At 62.1% G+C, this 21,487-nt stretch carries 20 protein-coding genes; 15 read left to right on the plus strand and 5 right to left on the minus strand.

Features of this window, described 5'->3' with window-relative positions:
* Positions 1–20 precede the first annotated feature (20 nt).
* Genes ABIE28_RS01715 through ABIE28_RS01725 form a run of 3 tightly spaced genes read right to left on the minus strand, consistent with a single transcriptional unit; the run spans position 21 to position 3,237 of the window.
* A complete protein-coding gene (locus tag ABIE28_RS01715; protein WP_354059545.1) occupies positions 21–1,313 on the minus strand; it encodes an ABC transporter substrate-binding protein in 1,293 nt (430 codons plus the stop codon).
* Between the two features lie 2 nt (positions 1,314–1,315).
* The gene (locus ABIE28_RS01720) at positions 1,316–2,404 is read right to left on the minus strand and encodes an ABC transporter ATP-binding protein (RefSeq protein ID WP_354059547.1); all 1,089 of its coding nucleotides are present in this window, start codon (positions 2,402–2,404) and stop codon (positions 1,316–1,318) included.
* A gap of 23 nt (positions 2,405–2,427) precedes the next feature.
* A complete protein-coding gene (locus ABIE28_RS01725; RefSeq protein ID WP_354059549.1) occupies positions 2,428–3,237 on the minus strand; it encodes a DeoR/GlpR family DNA-binding transcription regulator in 810 nt (269 codons plus the stop codon).
* 22 nt (positions 3,238–3,259) lie between these two features.
* Here ABIE28_RS01725 and ABIE28_RS01730 point away from each other — a divergent pair, with 22 nt between their 5' ends.
* A complete protein-coding gene (locus tag ABIE28_RS01730; RefSeq protein WP_354059551.1) occupies positions 3,260–3,508 on the plus strand; it encodes a hypothetical protein in 249 nt (82 codons plus the stop codon).
* A 64-nt stretch (positions 3,509–3,572) separates the two neighbouring features.
* Positions 3,573–4,481, plus strand: coding sequence for a sulfurtransferase (locus ABIE28_RS01735; RefSeq protein ID WP_354059553.1), 909 nt, complete (start codon positions 3,573–3,575; stop codon positions 4,479–4,481).
* A 65-nt stretch (positions 4,482–4,546) separates the two neighbouring features.
* Here ABIE28_RS01735 and ABIE28_RS01740 read toward each other — a convergent pair whose 3' ends face one another.
* Both ABIE28_RS01740 and ABIE28_RS01745 read right to left on the minus strand, forming a co-directional pair.
* Positions 4,547–5,152, minus strand: coding sequence for a DUF6969 family protein (locus tag ABIE28_RS01740; protein ID WP_502913420.1), 606 nt, complete (start codon positions 5,150–5,152; stop codon positions 4,547–4,549).
* 337 nt (positions 5,153–5,489) lie between these two features.
* Positions 5,490–6,695: a YeeE/YedE family protein gene (locus ABIE28_RS01745; protein ID WP_354059557.1), complete on the minus strand. Its 1,206-nt coding sequence runs from the start codon at positions 6,693–6,695 to the stop codon at positions 5,490–5,492.
* 228 nt (positions 6,696–6,923) lie between these two features.
* On the opposite strand from ABIE28_RS01745, the gene ABIE28_RS01750 reads away from it, so the two are divergent.
* The 13 genes from ABIE28_RS01750 to ABIE28_RS01810 all read left to right on the plus strand — a co-directional run bounded on the left by ABIE28_RS01750 (position 6,924) and on the right by ABIE28_RS01810 (position 21,485).
* Positions 6,924–7,343: a thioredoxin domain-containing protein gene (locus ABIE28_RS01750; RefSeq protein WP_354059559.1), complete on the plus strand. Its 420-nt coding sequence runs from the start codon at positions 6,924–6,926 to the stop codon at positions 7,341–7,343.
* Positions 7,343–8,053 carry a cytochrome c biogenesis CcdA family protein gene (locus ABIE28_RS01755; RefSeq protein ID WP_354059560.1) on the plus strand — a complete coding sequence of 237 codons (711 nt, stop codon included), beginning with the start codon at positions 7,343–7,345 and terminating at the stop codon, positions 8,051–8,053. The genes ABIE28_RS01750 and ABIE28_RS01755 overlap by 1 nt, the downstream gene beginning before the upstream one ends.
* Before the next feature lie 32 nt (positions 8,054–8,085).
* Positions 8,086–8,961, plus strand: coding sequence for a sulfurtransferase (locus tag ABIE28_RS01760; protein WP_354059562.1), 876 nt, complete (start codon positions 8,086–8,088; stop codon positions 8,959–8,961).
* Positions 8,962–9,179: 218 nt separating this feature from the next.
* The gene (locus ABIE28_RS01765) at positions 9,180–9,854 is read left to right on the plus strand and encodes a glutathione S-transferase family protein (protein WP_354059564.1); all 675 of its coding nucleotides are present in this window, start codon (positions 9,180–9,182) and stop codon (positions 9,852–9,854) included.
* A gap of 5 nt (positions 9,855–9,859) precedes the next feature.
* Positions 9,860–11,182 (plus strand): tetratricopeptide repeat protein, encoded by a 1,323-nt coding sequence (locus ABIE28_RS01770; protein WP_354059566.1) that lies wholly within the window; start codon positions 9,860–9,862, stop codon positions 11,180–11,182.
* Between the two features lie 4 nt (positions 11,183–11,186).
* On the plus strand, positions 11,187–12,218 hold the full coding sequence (locus ABIE28_RS01775; RefSeq protein WP_354059567.1) for a P1 family peptidase: 1,032 nt from the start codon (positions 11,187–11,189) through the stop codon (positions 12,216–12,218).
* Positions 12,211–13,446 carry a bifunctional phosphopantothenoylcysteine decarboxylase/phosphopantothenate--cysteine ligase CoaBC gene (gene coaBC, locus ABIE28_RS01780; RefSeq protein ID WP_354059569.1) on the plus strand — a complete coding sequence of 412 codons (1,236 nt, stop codon included), beginning with the start codon at positions 12,211–12,213 and terminating at the stop codon, positions 13,444–13,446. Before ABIE28_RS01775 ends, coaBC begins: the two co-directional genes overlap by 8 nt.
* 166 nt (positions 13,447–13,612) lie before the next feature.
* Positions 13,613–14,863 (plus strand): hydroxymethylglutaryl-CoA reductase, encoded by a 1,251-nt coding sequence (locus tag ABIE28_RS01785; protein ID WP_354059570.1) that lies wholly within the window; start codon positions 13,613–13,615, stop codon positions 14,861–14,863.
* A complete protein-coding gene (locus tag ABIE28_RS01790) occupies positions 14,860–15,804 on the plus strand; it encodes a UbiA family prenyltransferase (RefSeq protein ID WP_354059572.1) in 945 nt (314 codons plus the stop codon). The genes ABIE28_RS01785 and ABIE28_RS01790 overlap by 4 nt, the downstream gene beginning before the upstream one ends.
* A complete protein-coding gene (locus tag ABIE28_RS01795; protein ID WP_354059574.1) occupies positions 15,801–18,257 on the plus strand; it encodes a PEP/pyruvate-binding domain-containing protein in 2,457 nt (818 codons plus the stop codon). Before ABIE28_RS01790 ends, ABIE28_RS01795 begins: the two co-directional genes overlap by 4 nt.
* The gene (locus tag ABIE28_RS01800) at positions 18,254–19,351 is read left to right on the plus strand and encodes a BtaA family protein (protein WP_354059576.1); all 1,098 of its coding nucleotides are present in this window, start codon (positions 18,254–18,256) and stop codon (positions 19,349–19,351) included. The genes ABIE28_RS01795 and ABIE28_RS01800 overlap by 4 nt, the downstream gene beginning before the upstream one ends.
* Positions 19,348–20,649 (plus strand): diacylglycerol/polyprenol kinase family protein, encoded by a 1,302-nt coding sequence (locus ABIE28_RS01805; RefSeq protein ID WP_354059577.1) that lies wholly within the window; start codon positions 19,348–19,350, stop codon positions 20,647–20,649. Before ABIE28_RS01800 ends, ABIE28_RS01805 begins: the two co-directional genes overlap by 4 nt.
* Positions 20,646–21,485, plus strand: coding sequence for a hypothetical protein (locus ABIE28_RS01810; RefSeq protein ID WP_354059578.1), 840 nt, complete (start codon positions 20,646–20,648; stop codon positions 21,483–21,485). The genes ABIE28_RS01805 and ABIE28_RS01810 overlap by 4 nt, the downstream gene beginning before the upstream one ends.
* Positions 21,486–21,487 lie beyond the last annotated feature (2 nt).

Consider the following 21,487-nt stretch of genomic DNA (forward strand, 5'->3'; position numbering starts at 1 on the left):
CCTGAGTAACGTCAGCCGGCTTAGTTGTAAGGACGCAGGATGCGTTCGATCTCGGCCTGCGCGTCGGTCAGCGCCTGCTCAGGCGTCTTGCCGCCGGTCAATGCTGCGGCAATCGCGTCATTGAGCGCCTTGGTGGTGCGAGCGTTCTCGTAGGTCGAAAATTCTGGCACCGAGGTCGAGATCTGCTTGCGGGCAACATCGGCCGCTGGAACTTCAGCGACATAGGCCTTGAGGGCTTCGGTTTCCCAGGCACCATCGCGGGGTGCGACATAGCCGGTGTGGATCGACCAATCAGCCTGGATCTCGTCGGAGGTCAGGAACTTGATGAACTTGAGGGCCGCAGCCTTCTGTTCGTCGGACGCGTCCTTAAAGACATAGAGGTTGCCGCCGCCGAGAGCCGATGCGGAGTTCGGGTGGCCCGGATAGGGCGCCACACCGAAATCGAAGGTGGCGTTGGTGCGGATGTTGGTCAGGTTGCCGGTCGTGGTCCAGATCATGGCGATACGGCCTTCGAGGAAGTCGGAAGGCGTGGTGCCCCATTCCTGAATGCCGGGCGGGTGAATGCCTTCAACTGTCGACAGGTCGCGCCAGAATTCGAGAGCTTCGATGACCGTGGGATCGGTCAGGTAGACTTCGGTGCCGGCGTCATTCATCAGGCGCGCGCCATTCTGAGCGGCCAGCGCTGTGAACAGCCACTGTGCCGAACCAGGATTGCCCGGAATGCCGACGCCCCAACGCTTTGCGTTGCCGGCTTCATCCTTGGTGGTGACGGCCTTGCCGTAAGCGACCATTTCGTCCCAGGTGGTTGGGTACTTTTCAGGATCAAGACCGGCTTCCTTGAAGGCGTCCTTGTTCCAGTAGAGCACGGCGGTGGAGCGCTGGAACGGCACGGCCCAAAGGTGTTCGTCGACGATCGCGCTGGCGAGATAGGCCGGCATGAAGCCATCGACCCATGCCTGGTCGTCGGCTGCGAACAGATTGTCGATTGGCTCGATGACGTCTTCATCGATGAGGGTGAAAATGTCGGTGGCCAGCAGCACGGCAACTGCTGGTGGATTGCCGGACTTGGCGGCGGTCAGGGCCTTGGTCGTGGTGTCCTGATAGTTGCCGGAATAGACCGGAACGACATTGATGTCGGGGTTGGCGGCTTCAAACTGCGCCACATAGCCTTCGATCACGGTGGCGAGCGGGCCGCCGACCTGAATGGGGTAGTAGAAATCGACGACGGTCTGCGCCATGGCGGTGCTGCTCATGGCCAGGATCGTCAGTCCGGACAGCACGCCCGTGCGGGTAAGGGTCTTCAGCTTTTTCACAATCAGTTCTCCTCGCTTGATGTTGTCGTCTGTCCGACAGCGTCCACGTCATTGCGGCGGAGCGTGGTTTGCTTGTCGAAGAAGTGCATGGCCGATGCGGGCCATTGAAGTTTGACCTCGGCGCCAGCCGTTAGTGACGGCGGGCCGGGAACGCGCAGATTGATGCGCTGAGTGCCGAGCAGGCAGGTCACGATGGAATCGGCGCCGAAGTATTCGCTGTTCTCGACGATGGCGGGCAGGCCCTTATCGGACAGGATGATATGCTCGGGGCGAATGCCAAGCTGGAGGGCATTGCCCTTGGCATCTTTGGTGACGAGCGCCGACGTTCCGGCGATGGATGTGCCGGCCCCACTGGCGTCTAGATCGAGGAGGTTCATCGGGGGAGTGCCGATGAATGCCGCGACAAACGAGGAGGCCGGCTTCTCGTAAAGCTCGGCTGGTGCGCCGGCTTGTTCGACCTTGCCGCCCTTCATCAGAATGACCCGGTCGGCCATGCTCATGGCCTCGGTCTGATCGTGGGTGACAAACACCATGGTGATGAACAGGCGCTTCTGCAGCGAACGGATTTCATTGCGCATTTCGGCGCGCAGCTTGGCATCGAGATTGGAGAGCGGTTCGTCGAGCAGACAGATCTTGGTCTGGGATATCAGCGCGCGACCCAGCGCCACGCGCTGCTGCTGGCCGCCCGAAAGCTGGCTTGGCTTGCGATCAAGCAACGGGGTCAGGCCGAGCAGTTGTGCGGTCTCGTCGAGACGCCGCTTTTGCTCGGCTTTCGACACGCGTCGGACCGACAGGCCAAAGAGGATATTCTCCCCGACATTGAGATGGGGGAACAGCGCATAGGACTGAAACACCATCGACAGATTGCGCTTGGCGGCGACGATATTGGTCACGTCCTTACCGGCAATCTCGATGACGCCGCTGGTTGGGTCTTCCAGCCCGGCGATCAGGCGCAGGGTGGTGGATTTTCCGCAGCCGGAGGGGCCCAGCAAGGCGACGAATTCGGCCTCGCCCATTTCAAAGCTGATATTGTCGACGGCCGTAAAGCCATCCCAGCGCTTGACCAGATTGTCGATCTTGATTGCGGACACGCGTTACCTCCCATGCTTCGCCGCTAGGCGAAGATGAACTTTTTCTTGAGATTTTCGGAGACGGACTCCACCAGCGGGCGGGTGGCAGCGTTGGTGACGATGTAGTCGAGGTCGTCCATCGAGGCGATGACCGACAGGGCCGTGCGATCGAACTTGGAATGATCGGCGACCACGATGACTTCGTGAGCGATTTCGATCATAGCCTGCTGCACATAGCCGATCTGGGGGCTGAGCGTGCAGATCAGGCCGCGCTTCACGTCGACCGATGAAACGCTCAGAATTGCCTTGTCGACATTGAAGCGACGCACCTGATCGGCGGCCATCGGGCCGCTGCAGGAATGGTTGATGTCGACATATTCGCCGCCGATGAAATGTACGCTCTGTGCGCCACCGTCTACCAGGGCTCGCAACACGTCCGTGCCATTGGTCACAAAGGTCAGCGTCTTGTTGGAAGCGAGGCGTTTGGCCACCTGTAGCGAGGTGGTGCCGCTATCGATCATGACGGCGTCGCCTTCGACGACCAACTCGACCGCAGCATCCGCAATCATGGCCTTCTCGGCGGCATTGGTGACTTCGCGTTCAGCGGCCGGATTGTCGCGTGTCACCTGATTGATGACCGTGGCGCCGCCATGAGTTCGCTTGAGCAGGCCCTTGCTTTCAAGCTCGCTCAGATCGCGCCGAATGGTGGCTATGGAAACCCCGAGCCGGTCGCGCATGACCTGCACATCGGCAAACAATTCGGTGCGCAACAGTTCGATCAATCGCGCCTGCCGCTGGCCGGCAGAGCGAAAACGCGTGCCCGGACCTTCATCCTGGTCGATGTCGATATCCAATTGAGCCTCCGGGATCATCTGCGTGATCACTTTCGCTCATATTGCGAGCGAAAGCGATCTTGTCAAGCGAGCTGTGGTGGCAAGCGCGCATGGAGCTGTGGATGCTGTGTGGGGCCGGATGAGCGGGGCGACGGGAATCATGGCGATGCTGCGTCTGGATGGCCTTCGCCTAAGCAAAGGCCAATTTGCGCAAACCTCTTTCGCCGTTGGAAAAAATTACGAAATTCCCATTCCATCACAAGTCTACAAACTTGGTAGAGATTGTGAATAATTGCCTGAGGGGGTGGGCTGCGAGCTTGCGCTGCCCCGAGAGCTTATAGTGTTTGGAGAGTTTTATGACGGTCAAGAAATTGCTCAATCGGTCGCTGCTAACTGCGGGTCTGGTGGCTTTGATGGGGTCGGCCGCCTACGCGTTGCCAGCGGCGTTGCAGTCCAATAGCGGCAGCAGCATCCACATTGATCTGGCGCAGGTGCAGGCACTGGCAACGACCGAAAATGTCGTGTTGATCGACATCCGCCCAGCCGAGTTTTACCGCGCTGGCCACATTCCAGGCGCCATTAACATCCCACGCGAACTGATCGAAACGCCAGACGTGAACGGCGTGATCGGCGAAACCAAGAGCTATGAAGAACTCGAGCAGGTCTTCGCCGATGCGGGCCTCTCCTATGATGACCGTATCGTCATCTATGGTGGCCGCGATGCTGGCCCACTGACCCCATGGTCCGGCCGTTTTGCTGGCAAGATCTATGTGTCGTTCGATCAGGCAGGCTTTGAAAAGGTCAACGTGCTCAACGAAGGTATCGAGGCTTGGAAAGAGCCACTGAGCATTCAGGCGACCGTGCTCGAGCCAACCGATTTCCAGCTGACCCGCACCAAGCCACAGATCGTCGACAAGGAATACGTGCTGGCTGCGCTTGATCGGGAAGGCGTTTTCGTTCTCGATGCCCGTGGCGGCACTGGCTATGAAAACGGCCATATCGCTGGCGCACATGCCGTCGCTTGGTCACTGCACAACGATGACAATACGCTCAAGGAACTCGATGCCTTCGTCGCTCGTCTCGATGAGCTTGGCATCAAGAAAGACAGCGAAATCATCACTACCTGCGGTTGGGGCTGGGCGGCTGCCGATCAGCTCGCCGTGCTGCGCGACCTCGGCTACACCAATGTGAAGCTCTATGACGGCAGCTGGTCGGAGTGGGTGCAGGACGAAAACACGCCCAAAGCCGGCAAGAATTTCAGCTAAACGCCTCCTGCGTTGACGCCTGGGCCCGCCGTTCTCCGAAAGGAAAGCGGCGGGCCTTGTGCTGTCTAGAGGCCGAGGGTCTTGGCCCTGGCGTAGAGATCTGCCGTCAGTTCGGACGTGACCTCAAGGCTGCGATCTTGCCGCACCTCGATGTCGTGTGGATAGCTATCCAGGCGCTCGTCGCGCGCCCTGATCAGCTCGGCGATTTCGTCGCGATAAAGGCCGATAATTGCGGTCAGCCAGCGATTGACCAGATAGCTCGGCCGCGCCAGATGGGCATTGAATTTGTCCAGTAGCGCAATGGTCGTGTCGGCATCGGCCCACTGGTCGCCAACGACCCATTGGTTGACCGTAAACAGCCGGACCAGCTTGCCATAGGGATCAACGCCGATCGCTATCAGGTGGTGGATGGGACCCTTAGGGCCGTCGGGGCGCAGGAAGCAGTGAAAGTGACCGTGCTCGCGCGCGTCCGACGATGGATCGTGGCAATGGTAATACCACTGCGCCCCGCTTGCCGGATCATAGACATCGCCTTCCGGGAAATGCTGCCACGCGGCAATCGAGGGCGCACCACGCAGGGTGTCTAGCAAGACATTGTCGCCGGTTTTGGCCAGCACCGCCTCGCAGAACAGCGCTTCCTGCGCGGCGCGGAGAGTGGCTTCGATCATGATTGGCCTTTCCTTTATTGCGCCGACGGTGTCCAGGCGCCTCCTGCCGAACAGGGCGAGGCATCATCGGAGGGCGGCGCCGCAGGGGTCGGCGCTGGCGCAGCGACGGGCGCAGCATAAGCCGAGCATGGCGAAGCCGTCGAGCACGGGGAAGAGGCGGAACACGGCGATGAAGCGGAGCATGGTGAGCCCGCCGAGCAGGGCGATGCGTCACTGGATGGTGCAATGCTCACTGCTGCTGCGGCGGGAGCCGCAGCAACGCGGTGGGCATAGTGGTCAGCCGCGATGGCGACGCCGGCGACTGCCAGAGCCGTGCCAAAAAGGAGAGTGTTGCGTTCGCTCATTTCTTAAATCCATCAAGGCCAAACAGGGGACGGGCATAGATGCCGAGGAAGCTGCCGGCAAAGGCCGACGCGAACCACACCCAACCGTGTACGCTGCCCGAGGCGATGCCCGAGAACAGGGCACCGATATTGCAGCCAAAAGACAGGCGCGCGCCGTAACCCATGATCAGGCCGCCGATGATGGCCGCCGCGAAAGACAGTGGCGGGATCTTGGCCTTGGGGGCGAACTGACCGGCGAGGCCGGCGGCCAGCGCGGCACCCAGAATGATGCCGAAATCCATGACCGAGGTGATGTCGGCGAGCACGCTGTCATTAAGCGCGCGGGCCTGCGCTGGCCAGGTCCAGAACTCCCAGGTTTGGACCGGCACACCGACCGCCTGTGCGATCTTGGCGCCCCACAGGCCAAAGCCTGCGGTGATCGACCATGGGTGGCCCGCGGTGAGAAGCGTCGCGATGTTGAGCAGGGCGAGCACGAGGCCTGCGCCAACCAAAGGCCATGGGCCATGCAATAGACGAGCAAAGCCATGGCGCGGCGCAGGCGGCACTTTGGCCAGTTCGCCATGCGCGCGGCGTTCAATGACAACGGTCAGTCCGGCAACCGCGGCCAGCCCCAATAGCGTTGCGGCGATACCGCCCGGAACGCCCAAAACACTGCCGAGAACGATGGGCGGTACGGATGGGAGCGTCAGCCAGAACGGCAGGTGAGCCGTGCCCGCCAGCGCGCCGATGATGAAAAACACCAGTGTCACCAGCATGCGCGCGCTGCCGCCGCCGACGGTGAACAATGTGCCCGAACCGCACCCGCCGCCCAGTTGCATGCCGAGGCCGAACAGGGCTGCGCCAGACACCACCGAAACGCCAACCGGGGCAGTGGCGCCAACAAGGCTGCGGTCACCAAACGAGCCCAGCGCCAGCAGCGGGATGAAGGCGATTGCGGCAACGCTGACCATCAACATCTGCGCCCGCACTGCCCGTCCGCGCCGCGAAACCACCAATTGCCGCCAGCCGCCGGTAAAGCCAAACGACGCATGATAAAGCGTCGCGCCCAGCCCGCCGCCGATCAGAAACAAAACCGCCTGGCGCAGGTCGATGGCTTGGGCAATGACCAGAGTGCCGAGGAGAATGACGGCCGCGACGACATAGACCGTGATGCGATTTGTGCTTGGTAAGGGTGGGGCAGCCGTGGCTGAAATTTGGCTCATTGTGATGCGTCCAGACTTGAGAGACGACCGCTTCCGGTGAAGCGCTGGTGGAGGCGCTTCGTTCTGAATCGGTGCAGGAAATTAGAACAAATTATCCGGTCAGCCGGAGCGAACGGTCGACCGATTACTCGACTAGTCCTATAGATTTAACTTATCCTTTGGCAAGTTCCGAAGGCTGTTTTCAGTCAAAAATTTTGCATTAACATATTGATATGATGAGGTTTTCTCATGCAGAGACGTGCTGCCCTGTTGCTTGCTGTCGGTGCCGCGTTAACGGGATTCGCGCTGCCTGCGGCCTGGGCGCAAGAGGCTCCTGCTGAGCTGCCTCCGGCTGATGCCGTGCTTTATGAATCGGTCGATCAATTGAAGGCGCTGGCGGAAAAGGGTCCGACCATCCTTTATTTCCACGCCGACTGGTGCCCCACCTGCAAGGTGACGATGACCTCGTTTCAAGCGCGTTGGCCTGAGGTGCAGCCGGGGATCACGCTGGTGATCGCCGACTATGACGCCGAAACCGAACTCAAGGCGCTGTATGGCGTCACCTATCAGAACACCTATGTGCAGGTGAATGCTGATGGAACCAAGGCCCAGATCTGGAACGGCGGCGGTATCCGTGCGCTGAACACACGCCCGATCTTTCCATCCTGATGACGCTGGTTCTTGCTTTCATCGCCGGCTTTGTCACGGTCCTGTCGCCATGCGTGCTGCCGCTGCTGCCGGTTATTCTGGCATCGGCCGTGCAAGAAGGGCGCCTGCGGCCATGGGGTGTGCTCGCCGGTTTCGTGATCAGCTTTGCGGCGATCACGCTGTTGCTGGCGACATTGGTGTCGTCCATCGGGTTGCATCCCGACGCGCTCCGCTTGTTCAGCGGCATCATCCTGCTGATCTGCGGCGTGGTGCTGGCCGTGCCGCAACTGGGCCATTGGTTTGAAATGCGCACCGGCAGCATTGCCGGTCTCTCGGCGCGCTTCCCAGACAATGGCGGCTTCTGGGGCGGCCTCGTGCTCGGCAGCGGGCTGGGTCTGGCCTGGACGCCCTGTGTCGGCCCGATCATGGCTTCGGTCATCACCATGGCGCTCAACCAGAGCGTCACCGGCGGCGCTGTTGCGGTGACGCTCGCCTATGCCATTGGCACGGCCATTCCGATGGGGGCCGTCATTTTCGGCGGCCGCGCGCTGGTGCGCCGCGTCAGTTTTCTGCAGCGCCATACGGTGCTGATCCGCTCCATTTTCGGGGCGCTGCTGATCCTTGCGGCCGTGCTGATCCTCACCGGGTTCGACCGCACCATTCAAACCTGGCTGCTCATCAACTTCCCCGATTGGGAAAGCGTGCTGACGGGCTGGGAACCCGAAATCTGATCCTCCATCCGTCCTCAACAAAGGAACACACAATGCGTATCGCCAAAGGTCTTCGTACCAGCCTGCTCGCCGTGCTGCTGTCGGCATCCACGCTGACTGCCGCCCATGCCGTGACGTTGCCGGCCATTTTCGCGGGTGGCGAAGTGGGGCAGGGCATCTATATCGACGCGCCATATCTTGAAGAACTGGCCTCGACCTCGACGGTCAAAATCATCGACATCCGCGCGCCGGAAGCCTATGCGGCCGGCCACATTACCGGCGCAATCAACATTCCGACGCCAGTGATCAGCATCGAGGCCAATGGCCTACGCAATGAAATCCCTGAGACAGCTGTGCTGCAGGACGTGTTCGCCAAGGCGGGCCTCTCCTATGACGACACCATCGTGCTTTATGGCGACGATCTGGCCGGTCGCGCTTTCATTGCGTTCGACCAGTCGGGCTTTGAGCACATCCATATTCTCGAAAACGGTCTCGCCAACTGGACCGGTGCAACCACCGACGTAGCGTCCGTTCCAACCGCGTCGAACTTCGTGCTCGACCGTGCCAAGGCTGAAATCGTCGACAAGGAATATGTCCTGTCAAAGCTGGAACAGCCGGGCGTCTTCATCATCGATAGCCGCGATACCGACAGCTACAACAAGGGCTTCATCCCCGGCTCGTTCAACGTGCCGATCTCGGTGTCGCACAACAAGGCGGCGCTGAACGATCCTGAGGCACTGGTTGCCGCTTTCGACGCTATCGGCGTCAAGAAGGATAGCGAGATCATCACCACCTGCGGTTCGGGCAATGTTGCCTCCAACCAGCTCGCTGCCCTGCGCGACCTCGGCTACACCAATATCAAGCTCTATGACGGCAGCTGGGGTGACTGGAGCGCCGATCCAAGCACGCCAAAGGGCCAGAAGGGCTAGTCTCGACAACCAGATTGAGGGGCAAGCGCCCCTCAATCCATTTTTCCTGCCCGGCCTAGGCTTTGCCTTTAAGCAGAAAATGGCGCCTATTCATTGTCCACTATCGACATGTGGCGCACCGGCTTTGCTGGCAACGGCGGTGGCAGGTTGATATTATTTGCGCAACGACAGCGCTTTGCGTCGGCGCAGCCATCCCTCACTTCGCGCGGAGAACCAGCATGAGCAAGCTCACCCTTATCAGTTTCCCGACCTGCCCTTTCGTGCAGCGTGCCGTGATTGCGCTCAAGGAAAAGAACGTCGATTTCGACGTGGTCTATATCGATCTGGCGGCTAAGCCTGATTGGTTCCTGGCCATTTCGCCGCTGGGCAAAGTGCCCGTGCTCAAGGTCGAACGCGATGGTCTTGAACCAGCAATCGTTTTTGAGAGCGCGGTCATTCTCGAATATCTCGAAGAAACGGCTCCCGGTGTTAGGCTGCATCCCGAAGATGCGCTGGAGCGGGCGCAGCATCGCTCATGGATCGAATTTGGCTCGCAGGTGCTGGGTGATCTCTACCGCTTCAGCACGGCCAAGGATGCTGGCGAACTCGACGCGGCACGGCAGGCACTGGTTGCCAAGCTGACGCGGCTTGAAGGCGTTATCAGCGGGCCGTTCTTTGCCGGAGAGCATTTCAGTCTGGTCGATGCGGTGTTTGCGCCAGCGTTTCGCCAGCTCGATGCGCTGGAGTCAGCCGTGAGCGCTGGTGTGACGGCGGACCTGCCCAAGATTTCGGTCTGGCGCAAGGCACTCGCCGCGCGCCCAAGCGTCCAGCAAGCGGCGCCTGCCGATTTCACCGAGCTTTATCTGCGCCGCCTGCGCGACAATGATGCGCAGGTGCTCAAAGCTGCCGCGTAAAGCCCATGGCTGACGAGGACATATTCGGCAACGCCATAGGCCCGATGAGCGCGGGCGCCCGCGCCGGTGTCGATGATTTCGTCAGCGGCTTTCTGGCCTATGAGCGCAAGGCCGGCCATGTGCTGGCGGCGGCCGATGCCGAGCCAGAAGCGGTACTGGCAAACATCTATGCTGGTTTCAGCTGGATGTTTCTTGAAGCCGCCGGGGCCGAGGCGCAGGCCACGATCTACCGCGATCGCGCACAGGCCGCGATCGGAACTGCGAACGCACGGGAGCGCATGCTGCTCGAACAGTTGTCGCTGTGGATTGCCGGCGACATTCCGCGCGTGCAGGCGGTGGGTGACGCCATCGTCGATGCCTTTCCGCGCGATCTGGCTTCGGTGAAACTGCACCAGTACTTCAGCTTCAACCGGGGCGATGCACTGGCCATGCTGGCCATTGCCGAGAAGGCGCGGGGCGCATCGCCGGACAATCCGCACCTTCTGGGGATGCTCGCCTTTGCCCATGAGCAATTGCACGATCTGGATCGGGCGGAAAAGGAGGCGCGGCGCGCGCTGACGATCAAGAGCAAGGAGCCTTGGGCGCAACATGCGCTGGCCCATGTCATGCTCGCGACCGGGCGCGTTCGCGAGGGCGTGGCGTTTCTCGACGAAGCGCAACGCGGCTGGGTTGATCTCAACTCCTTCATGTACACCCACAATTGGTGGCACAAGGCGCTGTTCCACATCAGCCTCGGTGATGAAGCGGCGGTGCTCGATGCCTATGACAATCATGTCTGGGGCATCGAGCCGGACTATTCGCAGGATCAGGTCGGCGCAGTGTCGCTGCTGGCGCGCATGGAAGTGGCGGGCATCGACGTCGGAGCCCGCTGGGAGGCGTTGGCCGACAAGCTGGCCAGCCGAGCGCGTGACACGATCCAACCGTTCCTCACCATTCAATATCTCTATGGTCTGGCCCGCGCCGAGCGCGTCGAGGCCAATATCTTGATGCAAGCGGTGGAGGACAAGGCGCAGCGCGCCGATGGATTTGATCGCACGGTGTGGCGCGAGGTGGCGCTGCCGGCCTGTCGCGGTGTTCTGGCCCATGCGCGGCGCGATTATGCCGGTGCGGCGCGCTGGCTGGGGCAGGCAAATCCCCGCATGCAGGAAATTGGTGGTAGTCATGCGCAGCGCGATCTATTCGGCCAATTTCTGCTCGATGCTCATTTCAAGCTTGGCAATTGGGTGATTGCGCGGCAAATGCTGGAAATGCGCCGGACCTGGGACCCCGATGGTCTGCCGGTCAATCGCATGCTGCGGCACGTCGAGGCCGAACTGAGCAGGGAATAGTTATTTGATCGCTGGACCGCGTAATCTGATCACCGACGTTGCTGGCCTGAGGGTTGGAAACGCGGAAGATCGACACATCAAAACCGGCGTTACAGTGCTGACCGCCGACAAGCCCTTTCTGGCATCGGTGGATGTGATGGGTGGCGCGCCCGGAACCCGCGAGACTGATCTTCTGGCTCCCGACAAACTGGTCGAAGATATCGACGCTCTGGTGCTGTCGGGCGGCTCGGCATTCGGGCTGGATGCGGCGACAGGCGTGGTCGATGGCCTGCGCCGCGCGGGACGAGGCTTCCGCGTCGGCAATGCGACTATCCCGATTGTGCCGGCGGCCATCGTTTTCGATCTGCTCAATGGTGGCAACAAGGATTGGGAGGCCAATCCCTATCCCGCGCTTGGCGCGCAGGCCTATGCCAATGCGGGCTTCGACTTCGCGCTAGGCTCGGCCGGCGGCGGCACGGGCGCGCTGACAGCCAACCTCAAGGGCGGGTTGGGTTCTGCATCGCTGGTTTTGCCGAGCGGACATGTGGTTGGGGCGCTCGTGGTCGCTAATCCTACGGGCAGCGTCACCATGGGGGATGCGCCAAATTTCTGGGCCTCGCCGTTTGAAGTCAATGGCGAATTTGGTGGGCTTGGTGGCCGTCTGGGGCCGATGAGTTTCGAGCAGACTGTACGCTCCAAGCGCGACCCTTCCGGCCCGATGGCCAATACGACAATCGCCATCGTCGCGACCGATGCGCTGCTGACCAAGTCACAGGTCAAGCGTCTGGCCGTTGCGGCGCAGGACGGCATCGCGCGCGGCGCCAGCCCGTCGCATAGCCAGGTCGACGGCGATCTGGTGTTTGCGCTTTCGACGCGCGAAAAGCCGATTGCCGACCCGGTGCTCGATATCCTGCATCTCGGTCATGCGGCGGCGGTTTGCCTTAGCCGTGCCATGGCGCGCGCTATATATCTGGCAGAGGCGGCGCCGGGCGATCCGGTGCCGAGCTGGTCCAAGCGCTGGGCCGAAACAGTTTCGCAGGAGCATGGCAATGGCTAGCAATATACTGATCGGCATCACCGGCAGCATCGCTGCCTACAAAATGGCCGACGTCGTCTCCCAGCTCGTCAAGCAGGGGCATCACGTCAAATGCATCCTGACGCATAGCGCCACCCAGTTCGTGACGCCGCTGGTGCTCGAAACGCTGAGCGGCAATCCAGTCCGGTCGACGATTTTCGGTGAGGATATTTCCGGCACCGAGCATATCGATCTGGCGCGGTGGGCGGACCTGTTCGTCATCGCCCCGGCCAGTGCCAATACGCTGGGCAAGCTGGCACTCGGTCTCGCCGATGATCTGCTGTCGACGGTCGTGTTGGCAACGGATGCGCCACTACTGATCGCCCCGGCGATGAACACCGTGATGTGGAACAAGCCGGTGGTGCAGGAGCATCTACATGCCCTCGCCAATGCCGGCGCGCGCTTCGTCGATCCAGCCGCCGGCATTCTGGCCTGTGGCGAGATCGGCGTCGGCAAACTTGCTAGCGTCGACAGCATCGTCGCGGCGATCAATAGCCAGGTGTCCGAGCAAGGCTCCGACACACTGGCGGGCCTCCATTTGTTGATCACCTCAGGTCCGACAACGACCCCCATCGACGCCGTGCGCTACATCACCAACCATTCCACTGGCCAGATGGGCGCCGCCATGGCGCAGGCCGCTTTGCGGCGCGGGGCCAAGGTCAGTGTCGTGCTCGGGATCGACAAGGGCGTCGTGCGCCCGGTCGCGCCATTCGGCACAGCGGATCGGCTGACCGTCATCGAAGTCCGCACCGCCGAGGAAATGGCGACCGAAGCCCTGCGCATCTTGCCGGAGACACAGGGCGTGGTCGCAACAGCCGCGGTGATGGACTATCGCGTCGCCAATCCGGCCGCACAAAAGCTGAAGCGCGCCAGCGAAGCGGTCAGCCTCGACATGGTGCCATCGGTCGACGTGCTGGGCTCGCTGCGCGACGCCGCGTCCGGGCAATGGTTCTTCGGTTTTGCCGCAGAAACCGATGACGTCGTCGCAAACGGCCAGCGCAAACTCGACGGAAAACGCCTCGACTACCTGTTCGCCAACCCCGTTGCCCGTCACGGCGAAAGCAGCGACACCGGCTTCCAGGTCTCCACAAACGGCGGCACGCTATTGCGTCGCGGCGCAGCCTCGCAGGCCTTTCCGGTGGTCAGCAAAACCGCCCTCGCCGAACGCATCTGGGACGCCATTGCGGCAGATCGTTATCCGCCAAAGTAACGATCTGTCGCTGGACATATCCCGCAATGAGGAAGTTTTAGCGATCGGTGTGGCATGACAGTGCAAGTCGGGCCATTGTTGGGCGCGACACCTGTTATTGCTGGAATGGCGGCAGGCTATAGGGAGGCATAAGCTGGCCAATCTTATTCCCACGACTGTGCAGCGCATGCTCGAACTGTTGCGCGCCCGTTCCCAGCACACCGATTTCTCGACGAGACTTGCGGCTCCCGCCAACAAACCATTGCCGCCGCGCATCCGGCCGCGCCAACAGGCGAGTGCCGAAGCAGCGCAGGGGCTTTGGGCGCAATTACGCGAGCATGGCAGTGCGTCCGAGGAAGACGAAGCGGCCATTGCCGATCCGGCTAGTCTGGAGCTTGCCGAGGGGTATAGCCGCAACATCGAGAGCTTTATCGGCACCGTCAAAATGCCGCTTGGTGTTGTCGGCCCGCTGCGCATCAACGGCATCAATGCGCATGGCGATTATTACGTGCCGCTGGCGACGACCGAAGCGGCGCTGGTCGCCTCCTATGGCCGTGGCGCGGACATTACGGCGCGGGCTGGCGGGATTACCTCTGCGATGATCGGGGAAGGCGTGTTGCGCACGCCGGCCTTCGTCTTTGCCGACATGCTGGAGGCGGGGCAGTTCATCAATTGGGTGGCGGCCTCAGCAGAGCTTTTGCAGTCGGCGGCCGAAGCCACCACGCGACATGGCAAGCTGATCACCATCGAGCCCTTCATGGACAGCGACACGGTGTTTCTGATCTGTCGCTACACGACCGGCGACGCGGCCGGGCAGAATATGGTGACGGTGGCGACCGAGGCGCTGTGCAGCTTTATCGCCGAGCACACGCCCATCAAGCCGCGTCATGCCTTTATCGAGGGTAATTTTTCGGGCGACAAGAAGGCGTCCTATCTTGGCCTGCATATGGGGCGTGGGCGCAAGGTGACGGCGAGCATCGAGCTGCCCGATGTGCTGATCCGCAAATTCCTCCATGTCGAGCCGGAAGCCATGCTGGCCTATGGCCGGGTTGCGGCTTTGGGTTCGACACTGAGCGGCCAGCTCGGCGCGCAGGCGCATTACGCCAATGGGCTGGCGGCATTCTACATCGCCACCGGGCAGGACGCGGCCTGTGTTGCGGAATCGGCAGTGGGTTTTACCCGCGCTGAAAAGCGTGACGGGAGTGTGTTTTTCTCGGTCACCATGCCCAATATCGTGGTCGGATCTGTTGGCGGCGGCACGGGATTGCCGAGCCAGTCGGCGGCGCTTGGCATTATGGGTTTGAAGGGCGCGGGCAAGGCTTCGGCGATTGCCGAAGTGGTCGGTGCGCTGTGCCTCTGCGGCGAAATTTCCATCATCGCCGCCATCGCGGCCGGGCACTTTACCCGGGCGCATGCCAAACTGGCGCGCTTGCGATGACGACGATCCATCCCGAAGCGGCCTCAGGTCTATGGCGCAGGTTGTGGCTCTATCAGGCCGAGCGGTTTCCGCTGGGCAAGACAGCAGTGCTGTTGGCCGCCTTTTCGGCATCGAGCATCAGCGTTTCGGCGCATCTGGCGGGGCGAGCGCTACCGCATTGGGGCGTGTTCTTTGCGGCGTGGCTGGTGGCGATCATCTTCCTGTTCCAGCTCCGCGCCTGCGACGAATACAAGGACCTTGAGGACGACCGGCGCTACCGGCCCGAGCGGCCCATCCCGTCAGGTCTGGTCAGCCTCCAGCTGATCCTGTCGCTGGCGGGCATGGCGGCTATTTTGGCGATCGTGCTCACAGTCAGCGTGACGCCACTCCTGCTGGTACCGCTTGCTCTGGTCTGGGTCTGGCTCGGACTGATGACGGCAGAATTTTTCGTGCCCGAATGGCTTAAGGCCCGGCCTTTCGTCTATCTCGTGTCGCATATGGCGATCATGGCGCTGATCGATCTCTACCTGACCGGCACCGAATGGCTGCCGCATGGCTGGTTGCCGCCGCAGGGCATGTGGGCTTTTCTGGCGCTGAGCCTGGTCAATGGCTGCGTGCTTGAAATTGGCCGCAAGACCTGGGCCCCGGCCAGCGAGCGGACCGGCGTCGAAACCTATTCGGCGCTGCTCGGCTCGACTCGTTCGGCGCAATTATGGCTCGCCGTATGCGTGCTGGCCTGGATGCTGCTGCTGACGGTCGGCACAATGGTGGGCGCGCCGCTGAGCATCGGCGGGTTGAGCCTTGTCCTGCTGGTTGTCATCGCCGCCAATGTGCTGAAATTTGTGCGCGAGCCGACGCCCGATGGGCAAAAGGCAATCGACAATCTGGCAGGAATTTGGGTTCTTGCCTGTTACATACTGGCTGGCTTCGTGCCCTTGCTGCCGGAGGGACTGACGCTATGACCGATCCGATTTTCCACATGATCGCCAAGCAGGGCCCTGAAACGGTCGGCGGCAAGGCATCTGTGCTGATGACGCTGGCGGCCAAGGGTTTTTATGTACCGGGCTTTCTGGTGGTGACGCCAGAGGCCTTTGCCAAAGGTGTGCTGGCGCCCGAACACGCGGCGGTTTTGGCGCGGCAATTGCCGCTTTTGGGTCCCGGCCCCTATGCAGTGCGCTCGTCGGCGCGTGAGGAAGATGGCAAGAACCATTCCCATGCCGGGCAGTTTCTGTCGCTGCTCGAAGTGGCGCCCAATGATGTGCCGGAGGCTGCCGCGCGGGTGTGGCGCAGCGGACTGGCGGAAAATGTCGGTGTCTATCGCCGCAAGCAGGGGCTGAGCGGCGACGGTGGCGAGCCGGCGGTTTTGATCCAGCAGATGGTCGACGCCCGCTGCGCGGGTGTGGCCTTTACCGCCGATCCGGTCAGTGGCCGGACCGACCGCATCATCATCTCGGCCATTGCCGGGCTGGGCGACCGGCTCGTCGGCGGCGAGGAGGACGGACAGACCTACAGCATCGACCGGACCAATGGGGCAATCGTCGAAGGGCCAGCCGATCCGCTCCTGTCGCGCGGCGATCTCGCCAAGCTGCGCAATCTGGCAGAGCAGCTGGAAGCGGCGATGGGTGAGGCGCAGGATATCGAGTGGGCCTTCGAGGGCCAGCAGCTCTGGCTGCTGCAGGCGCGGCCCATCACGACGGCGTTGCGCGAGGCGCCCATTGCCGACGAGACGCTGCTGGTGTTCGACAATTCCAATATCGTCGAAAGCTACCCGGGACTGGTCTCGCCACTGACCCATAGCTTTGCGCAATATGCCTATTCGCGGGTCTATCGGGCCTTTGTGCGCGTGGTCGGGGTCAGCGAAAGCACGGTGCGCGACAATGCGGCGGTGTTTGACAACATGCTCTCGCGGATCGACGGGCGGGTCTATTACAATCTCGGCAACTGGTATCGCGCGCTGGCGCTGCTGCCCGGCTTTTCCATCAATCGCGGCTATATGGAAACCATGATGGGCGTCAACGAACCGCTGCCCGCGGAATTCGTGGCCAGCATGGAAGAAGACAAGCCACGCGGCCTCGCCATGATCGGAGAATGGTTGCGGGTGGTCGGCGTCGGGCTGCGGCTGGCATGGGCGGCGCTTTGGCTCAACCTCACGATCAAGGGGTTTTATGCCCGGTTGAACGATGCGCTCGAGGAGCCGGCATCGGCCTATGACGCGCTGCCGACTTCGGAGCTGGCGGATCGCTATCGCTGGATCGAGGCCGATCTGCTGGACCGCTGGGACGCGCCGCTGATCAATGACTTTTTGTGCATGATGGCGTTTGGTGCCTCGCGCAAACTGCTCGAGCGCTGGGCGGGGCCGGAGGGTCTGGAACTGCATAACGAGGTCATGATCGGGCAGGGGGACATGATTTCAGCCGAACCGGCACGGCGCATTCAGGACATGGGGCGGCAGGCGGCGGGTGACCGGGACCTGGTGCGGAGCCTCAGCGAAGGCAGCGCCGATTTGCTCGATGCCAATCCGGCCTTGCAACAATCGATCGACGATTATCTTGCCAAATTTTCCGAGCGCTGCACAGAGGAACTCAAGCTCGAAAGCGTGACGCTGGATCGCGATCCGACGCCGCTCTATCGGGCCATCGGCGCGGCAGCGCAGGCCCCGGTGGAAAAGCAGGTGCGCATTGCCGGGCCGACGCTGGACGAGCTGTTCGAAGGCCGCCCGGTGCGCAAGGCCATCGCGCGGGCGGCTCTGGGCTGGGCCAAGCGCCGGGTGCGGGACCGGGAAAATCTGCGCTTCGAACGGACGCGAATTTTTGGCCGGGCGCGGCATCTGCTGCGCGCGGTGGGCCGGCAGTTCCGGGCGCAGGGATTGCTGGAGCAGAACGATGATGTGTTTTACCTCACCATTTCCGAAGTGCTCGGCGCCATCGAGGGCTTTGCCGTCGATCAGGATCTGATGGCGCTGGTGCGGATGCGCAAGGCCGAGACGGAGGCCGCCGCACGGCGCGCCAATCCAGGCGAGCGCATTCTGGTGCGCGGTGGTGCTGTGGCGGGTCTGCAGTCGCGGTTGGCAGTTGAAGCCAGGCCCGTCGACATGGCGCTGGAACGCAAGGGAACGGGTTGCAGCGCGGGCAAGATCACGGCGGTGGCGCGCGTGGTGCGCGATCCGCGCAAGCAGGGCCTGAAGCGCGGCGAGATCCTGGTCGCTCGGCACACCGATCCCGGCTGGATCGCCATTTTCAGCAATGCGGCGGCTATCGTCGTCGAGCGCGGGAGCCTGTTGTCGCACTCAGCCATCGTGGCGCGCGAACTGGGCATTCCCTGCGTTGTCGGCATCAAGGGCGCGATGGACTGGATCGAGGATGGCGAAATGATCGAGGTCGATGGTGCCACAGGTGAGGTGAGGCGGCTGGCATGACGCAAGCCGATATTGCCGGTCGGGCGCGGTTTGACGCCATACGTTATGCCCAGCTTTGGGAAGATGCCGACGTGCTGGTGGCCGCGCTCGATACCGCGCCGGGCGCAACGCTGGTGTCGATTGCCTCGGCCGGGGACAATGCGTTGGCCATGTTGCTGCTCGACCCAAAACGGGTCGTGGCGATTGACCTGTCACCGGCGCAGATCGCGTGCCTGTCGATCCGCATGGCCGGCTATCGGACGCTCGACCATGGTGGATTCATCGATCTGATGGGCTCGCGGCAGTCGGCTCGGCGGGGCGAACTGTTCGATGCCATCGTCAGGCAGGTCAGCGCCGAGGATCAGGCATTCTGGGCCAGCCGGCGGGACGACGTTATCCGCTATGGGCTGGGTGGGGTCGGCAAGTTCGAGAACTATTTCCGGCTGTTCCGGCGCTATATCCTGCCGCTGGCGCAGAGCCGGTCGACCATCGAAGAAGTATTTGTCGCCAAGCCAAGGGCTGAGCGGGCGGCGTTCTTTGACCGGCGCTGGAACAACTGGCGCTGGCGGCTGGCGCTCAAGGTGTTTTTCTCCAATCTCGTGATGGGCCGTCTGGGGCGCGATCCGGCGTTTTTCGATCATGTCGAGGGCAGCCTGTCGGATCATGTTGCCCGCCAATTGCGCCATGCCGGTGTCGATCTCGACCCGGCCGAAAACCCCTATCTGCACTGGATATTGAAGGGCAATCACGGCGCGGCGCTGCCGCTGGCCTGGCGGGCCGAGCATTTTGCCACCATTCGCGACCGGCTGGACCGGCTCGACCTGCGCTGCGGCGCGCTCGAAGCATTCGTCGCGACGGGGGAGAAGGCGGACGGCTTCAATCTGTCGGACATTTTCGAATACATGGACGATGGTGTCTTCGCCTCGGTTTACAGTTCAATCCTTGACGCTGCGCGGCCCGGCGCGCGGCTGGTTTATTGGAACATGATGGTGCCGCGGCGCGTGCCGACGGCGTTGGCTGCGCGGGTCGAGCAGCTTGAGGCGGTTGAGGTCGAGGGCAAGGCAGCGGACAAGGCGTTCTTTTACTCGGACTTCGTGGTGGAGCAGGTCCGGTGAGCTTCACGCTGGCCGATGGTTTCAAGGTTGCGCTTATTCTGGCGGCAATCCCATTGGTCATGCTGGCGGTGGGACGGCTCGGCAAGCGGTTCGGCTGGGACGCCGAGGTCAACCGCAAGCTGGTGCATGTTGCGACCGGTTGCCTCGCGCTGACCTTCCCGCTGCTGTTTTCCAATCCGCTGCCGGTGCTGATCCTGCTGGCCATCGCGATACTCTTCATGTTCGTCATCCGCAGCGGGCTGTTGGGCGGGCTGGGTAGTGCCCTGCACGGGGTCGAGCGGCAGTCCTATGGCGAAATCTACCTCGCGCTGGCGATTGCAGTCACCTTCATCCGGGCCGAAGAACACCCGATGCTCTATGTGCTGCCCATTCTCGTCATCACGCTGTCGGACACGGCAGCGGCGCTGGTGGGCACGGTTTACGGCCGTCGACGCTTTCCCGTTGAAGGCGGCGCCAAGAGCATCGAGGGTGTCGTCGTCTTCTTCATCGTGACATGGCTCGCCAGCCTCATCGTCCTGGTGCTGATGACCAGCGCCGCGCCGCTCAACCTCGTGTTGATTTCGATGTTGATCGCGGCGTTCTGTGCGTTGGTAGAAGTGGATTCCTGGCGCGGGCTGGATAACCTCTTTGTGCCCGTGGGAGCCTTTCTGCTGCTCAGCAGTCACCTTGATAGCAGCCCGCTGGACCTGGTATTCAGCACCGGCGTGTTTCTGGCATTTCTGGTCGTCCTGCTGTTGCTTGCGCCCACCCTCAAGCTCAGCGAACAGGCCGCGCGCGCCAATGCGATCCTGCTGTTTTTGATCATCTCCATCGTCTCGCTGCACAATGTGATCCTGCCCACGCTGACGATCGTGGCCTATCTCGCCGCGCGCACGCTGCGCCCCTGCGACAGCAAGCGGCCCGACTATGACCTGCTGTTTGTCGCCGCCATGGTGTCGCTGCTGTGGCTGTTTGTCGGCGACGCGGGCGGCCGCTCTGTGATCAGCCTGTTCAACCTTACCTTTGCCGGCGCTCTGGTTGGCTTTCTGGCTGTGGCCATGCACAAGTATTGGCGCGTGCTGATCCTGCCTGCCATGGCCGCAGCCGGATGGGTGGCGTGGTGGGCGGCGCAGGCCAATATGCCCTATTCGCGCTGGTTCATGCCCAGTGTCCTCGAAATTGCCGCAGCGCTGATCGTCGTCGTAGTCCTGCCGCTGTTGCGACCAGAATGGTTCGCGTCACGGCGCAGCCTGCGCATTTTTGGGCTGGCGATGATCGTGCCATCGATCCTGTTCCTGCGAGGAGTTGTGCTGCAATGACCGAAATCCAGACCCTGACCCGTTCCGGCGCTGCCCTTCGCATCTATCGCGATGCGCCGGAGTGGGACGGGCTGCCGAGCGCAGCCATCGGCGGCCTGGCGTTTGAGGATGCGAACGCTACGGCGGCATTGCTCGATGAGGCGATCACCTTGCTGCGTAGCGAGCGCTTCGGGGGTGTCATCGGTCCGATGGACGGCGATACTTGGCACAGCTACCGCGTGGTGACCGAGAGCGATGGCTCGGCGCCGTTCGCGCTCGAACCACGCAGCGGCGCGCATGACCACGCGGTATTGGCTGGCGCCGGCTTTGCGCCGATCTCGAACTATGTGTCATCGCGCGCGCGGCTGGTGGATACGCTGGGCGAGGTGCCGGTCAGCATTGAAGGCGTGACGGTCTCAGCGTGGGATGGGACAGGGGCGGAGGGGCTGATCAGCAAGCTTTTTGCCATGTCGGGCTCGGCCTTTGCCGGCAATCACTTTTACAAGCCGATTACGCTCGACGCATTTCTCGACCTCTATCGGCCCATCCTGCCCATGCTCGATCCGCGCCACGTGCTGTTCGCGCATGGCCCGAATGAGCAACTGGTGGGCTTCCTGTTCGGCTTCCCGGATCGGTTGGCGACGGAAAAACCTGCTGCCGTGCTCAAGACCTATGCCAGTGGCTTACGCGGGGTGGGGCATTTGCTAGCCGATCAGTATCACCGCCGCGCGTTGGAGATGGGCCACGAAGAGGTCATCCACGCGCTTATGCACGAAAGCAATGTTTCCAACGAGCGCAGCCAGCGGCACAAGGCGACGGTGTTTCGCCGCTATGCCCTGATGGGGCTCCGGCTCTAGAC

The sequence above is a fragment of the Devosia sp. 2618 genome, assembly GCF_040546815.1.
Lineage (GTDB): Bacteria > Pseudomonadota > Alphaproteobacteria > Rhizobiales > Devosiaceae > Devosia.

Coding starts and splice junctions, on each gene's coding strand:
- ABIE28_RS01735 (WP_354059553.1), top strand. CDS start 3,573: ATGACGGTCAAGAAATTGCTCAATCGGTCGCTGCTAACTGCGGGTCTG.
- ABIE28_RS01745 (WP_354059557.1), bottom strand. CDS start 6,695: ATGAGCCAAATTTCAGCCACGGCTGCCCCACCCTTACCAAGCACAAAT.
- ABIE28_RS01750 (WP_354059559.1), top strand. CDS start 6,924: ATGCAGAGACGTGCTGCCCTGTTGCTTGCTGTCGGTGCCGCGTTAACG.
- ABIE28_RS01755 (WP_354059560.1), top strand. CDS start 7,343: ATGACGCTGGTTCTTGCTTTCATCGCCGGCTTTGTCACGGTCCTGTCG.
- ABIE28_RS01760 (WP_354059562.1), top strand. CDS start 8,086: ATGCGTATCGCCAAAGGTCTTCGTACCAGCCTGCTCGCCGTGCTGCTG.
- ABIE28_RS01765 (WP_354059564.1), top strand. CDS start 9,180: ATGAGCAAGCTCACCCTTATCAGTTTCCCGACCTGCCCTTTCGTGCAG.
- ABIE28_RS01770 (WP_354059566.1), top strand. CDS start 9,860: ATGGCTGACGAGGACATATTCGGCAACGCCATAGGCCCGATGAGCGCG.
- coaBC (WP_354059569.1), top strand. CDS start 12,211: ATGGCTAGCAATATACTGATCGGCATCACCGGCAGCATCGCTGCCTAC.
- ABIE28_RS01785 (WP_354059570.1), top strand. CDS start 13,613: ATGCTCGAACTGTTGCGCGCCCGTTCCCAGCACACCGATTTCTCGACG.
- ABIE28_RS01790 (WP_354059572.1), top strand. CDS start 14,860: ATGACGACGATCCATCCCGAAGCGGCCTCAGGTCTATGGCGCAGGTTG.
- ABIE28_RS01795 (WP_354059574.1), top strand. CDS start 15,801: ATGACCGATCCGATTTTCCACATGATCGCCAAGCAGGGCCCTGAAACG.
- ABIE28_RS01800 (WP_354059576.1), top strand. CDS start 18,254: ATGACGCAAGCCGATATTGCCGGTCGGGCGCGGTTTGACGCCATACGT.
- ABIE28_RS01810 (WP_354059578.1), top strand. CDS start 20,646: ATGACCGAAATCCAGACCCTGACCCGTTCCGGCGCTGCCCTTCGCATC.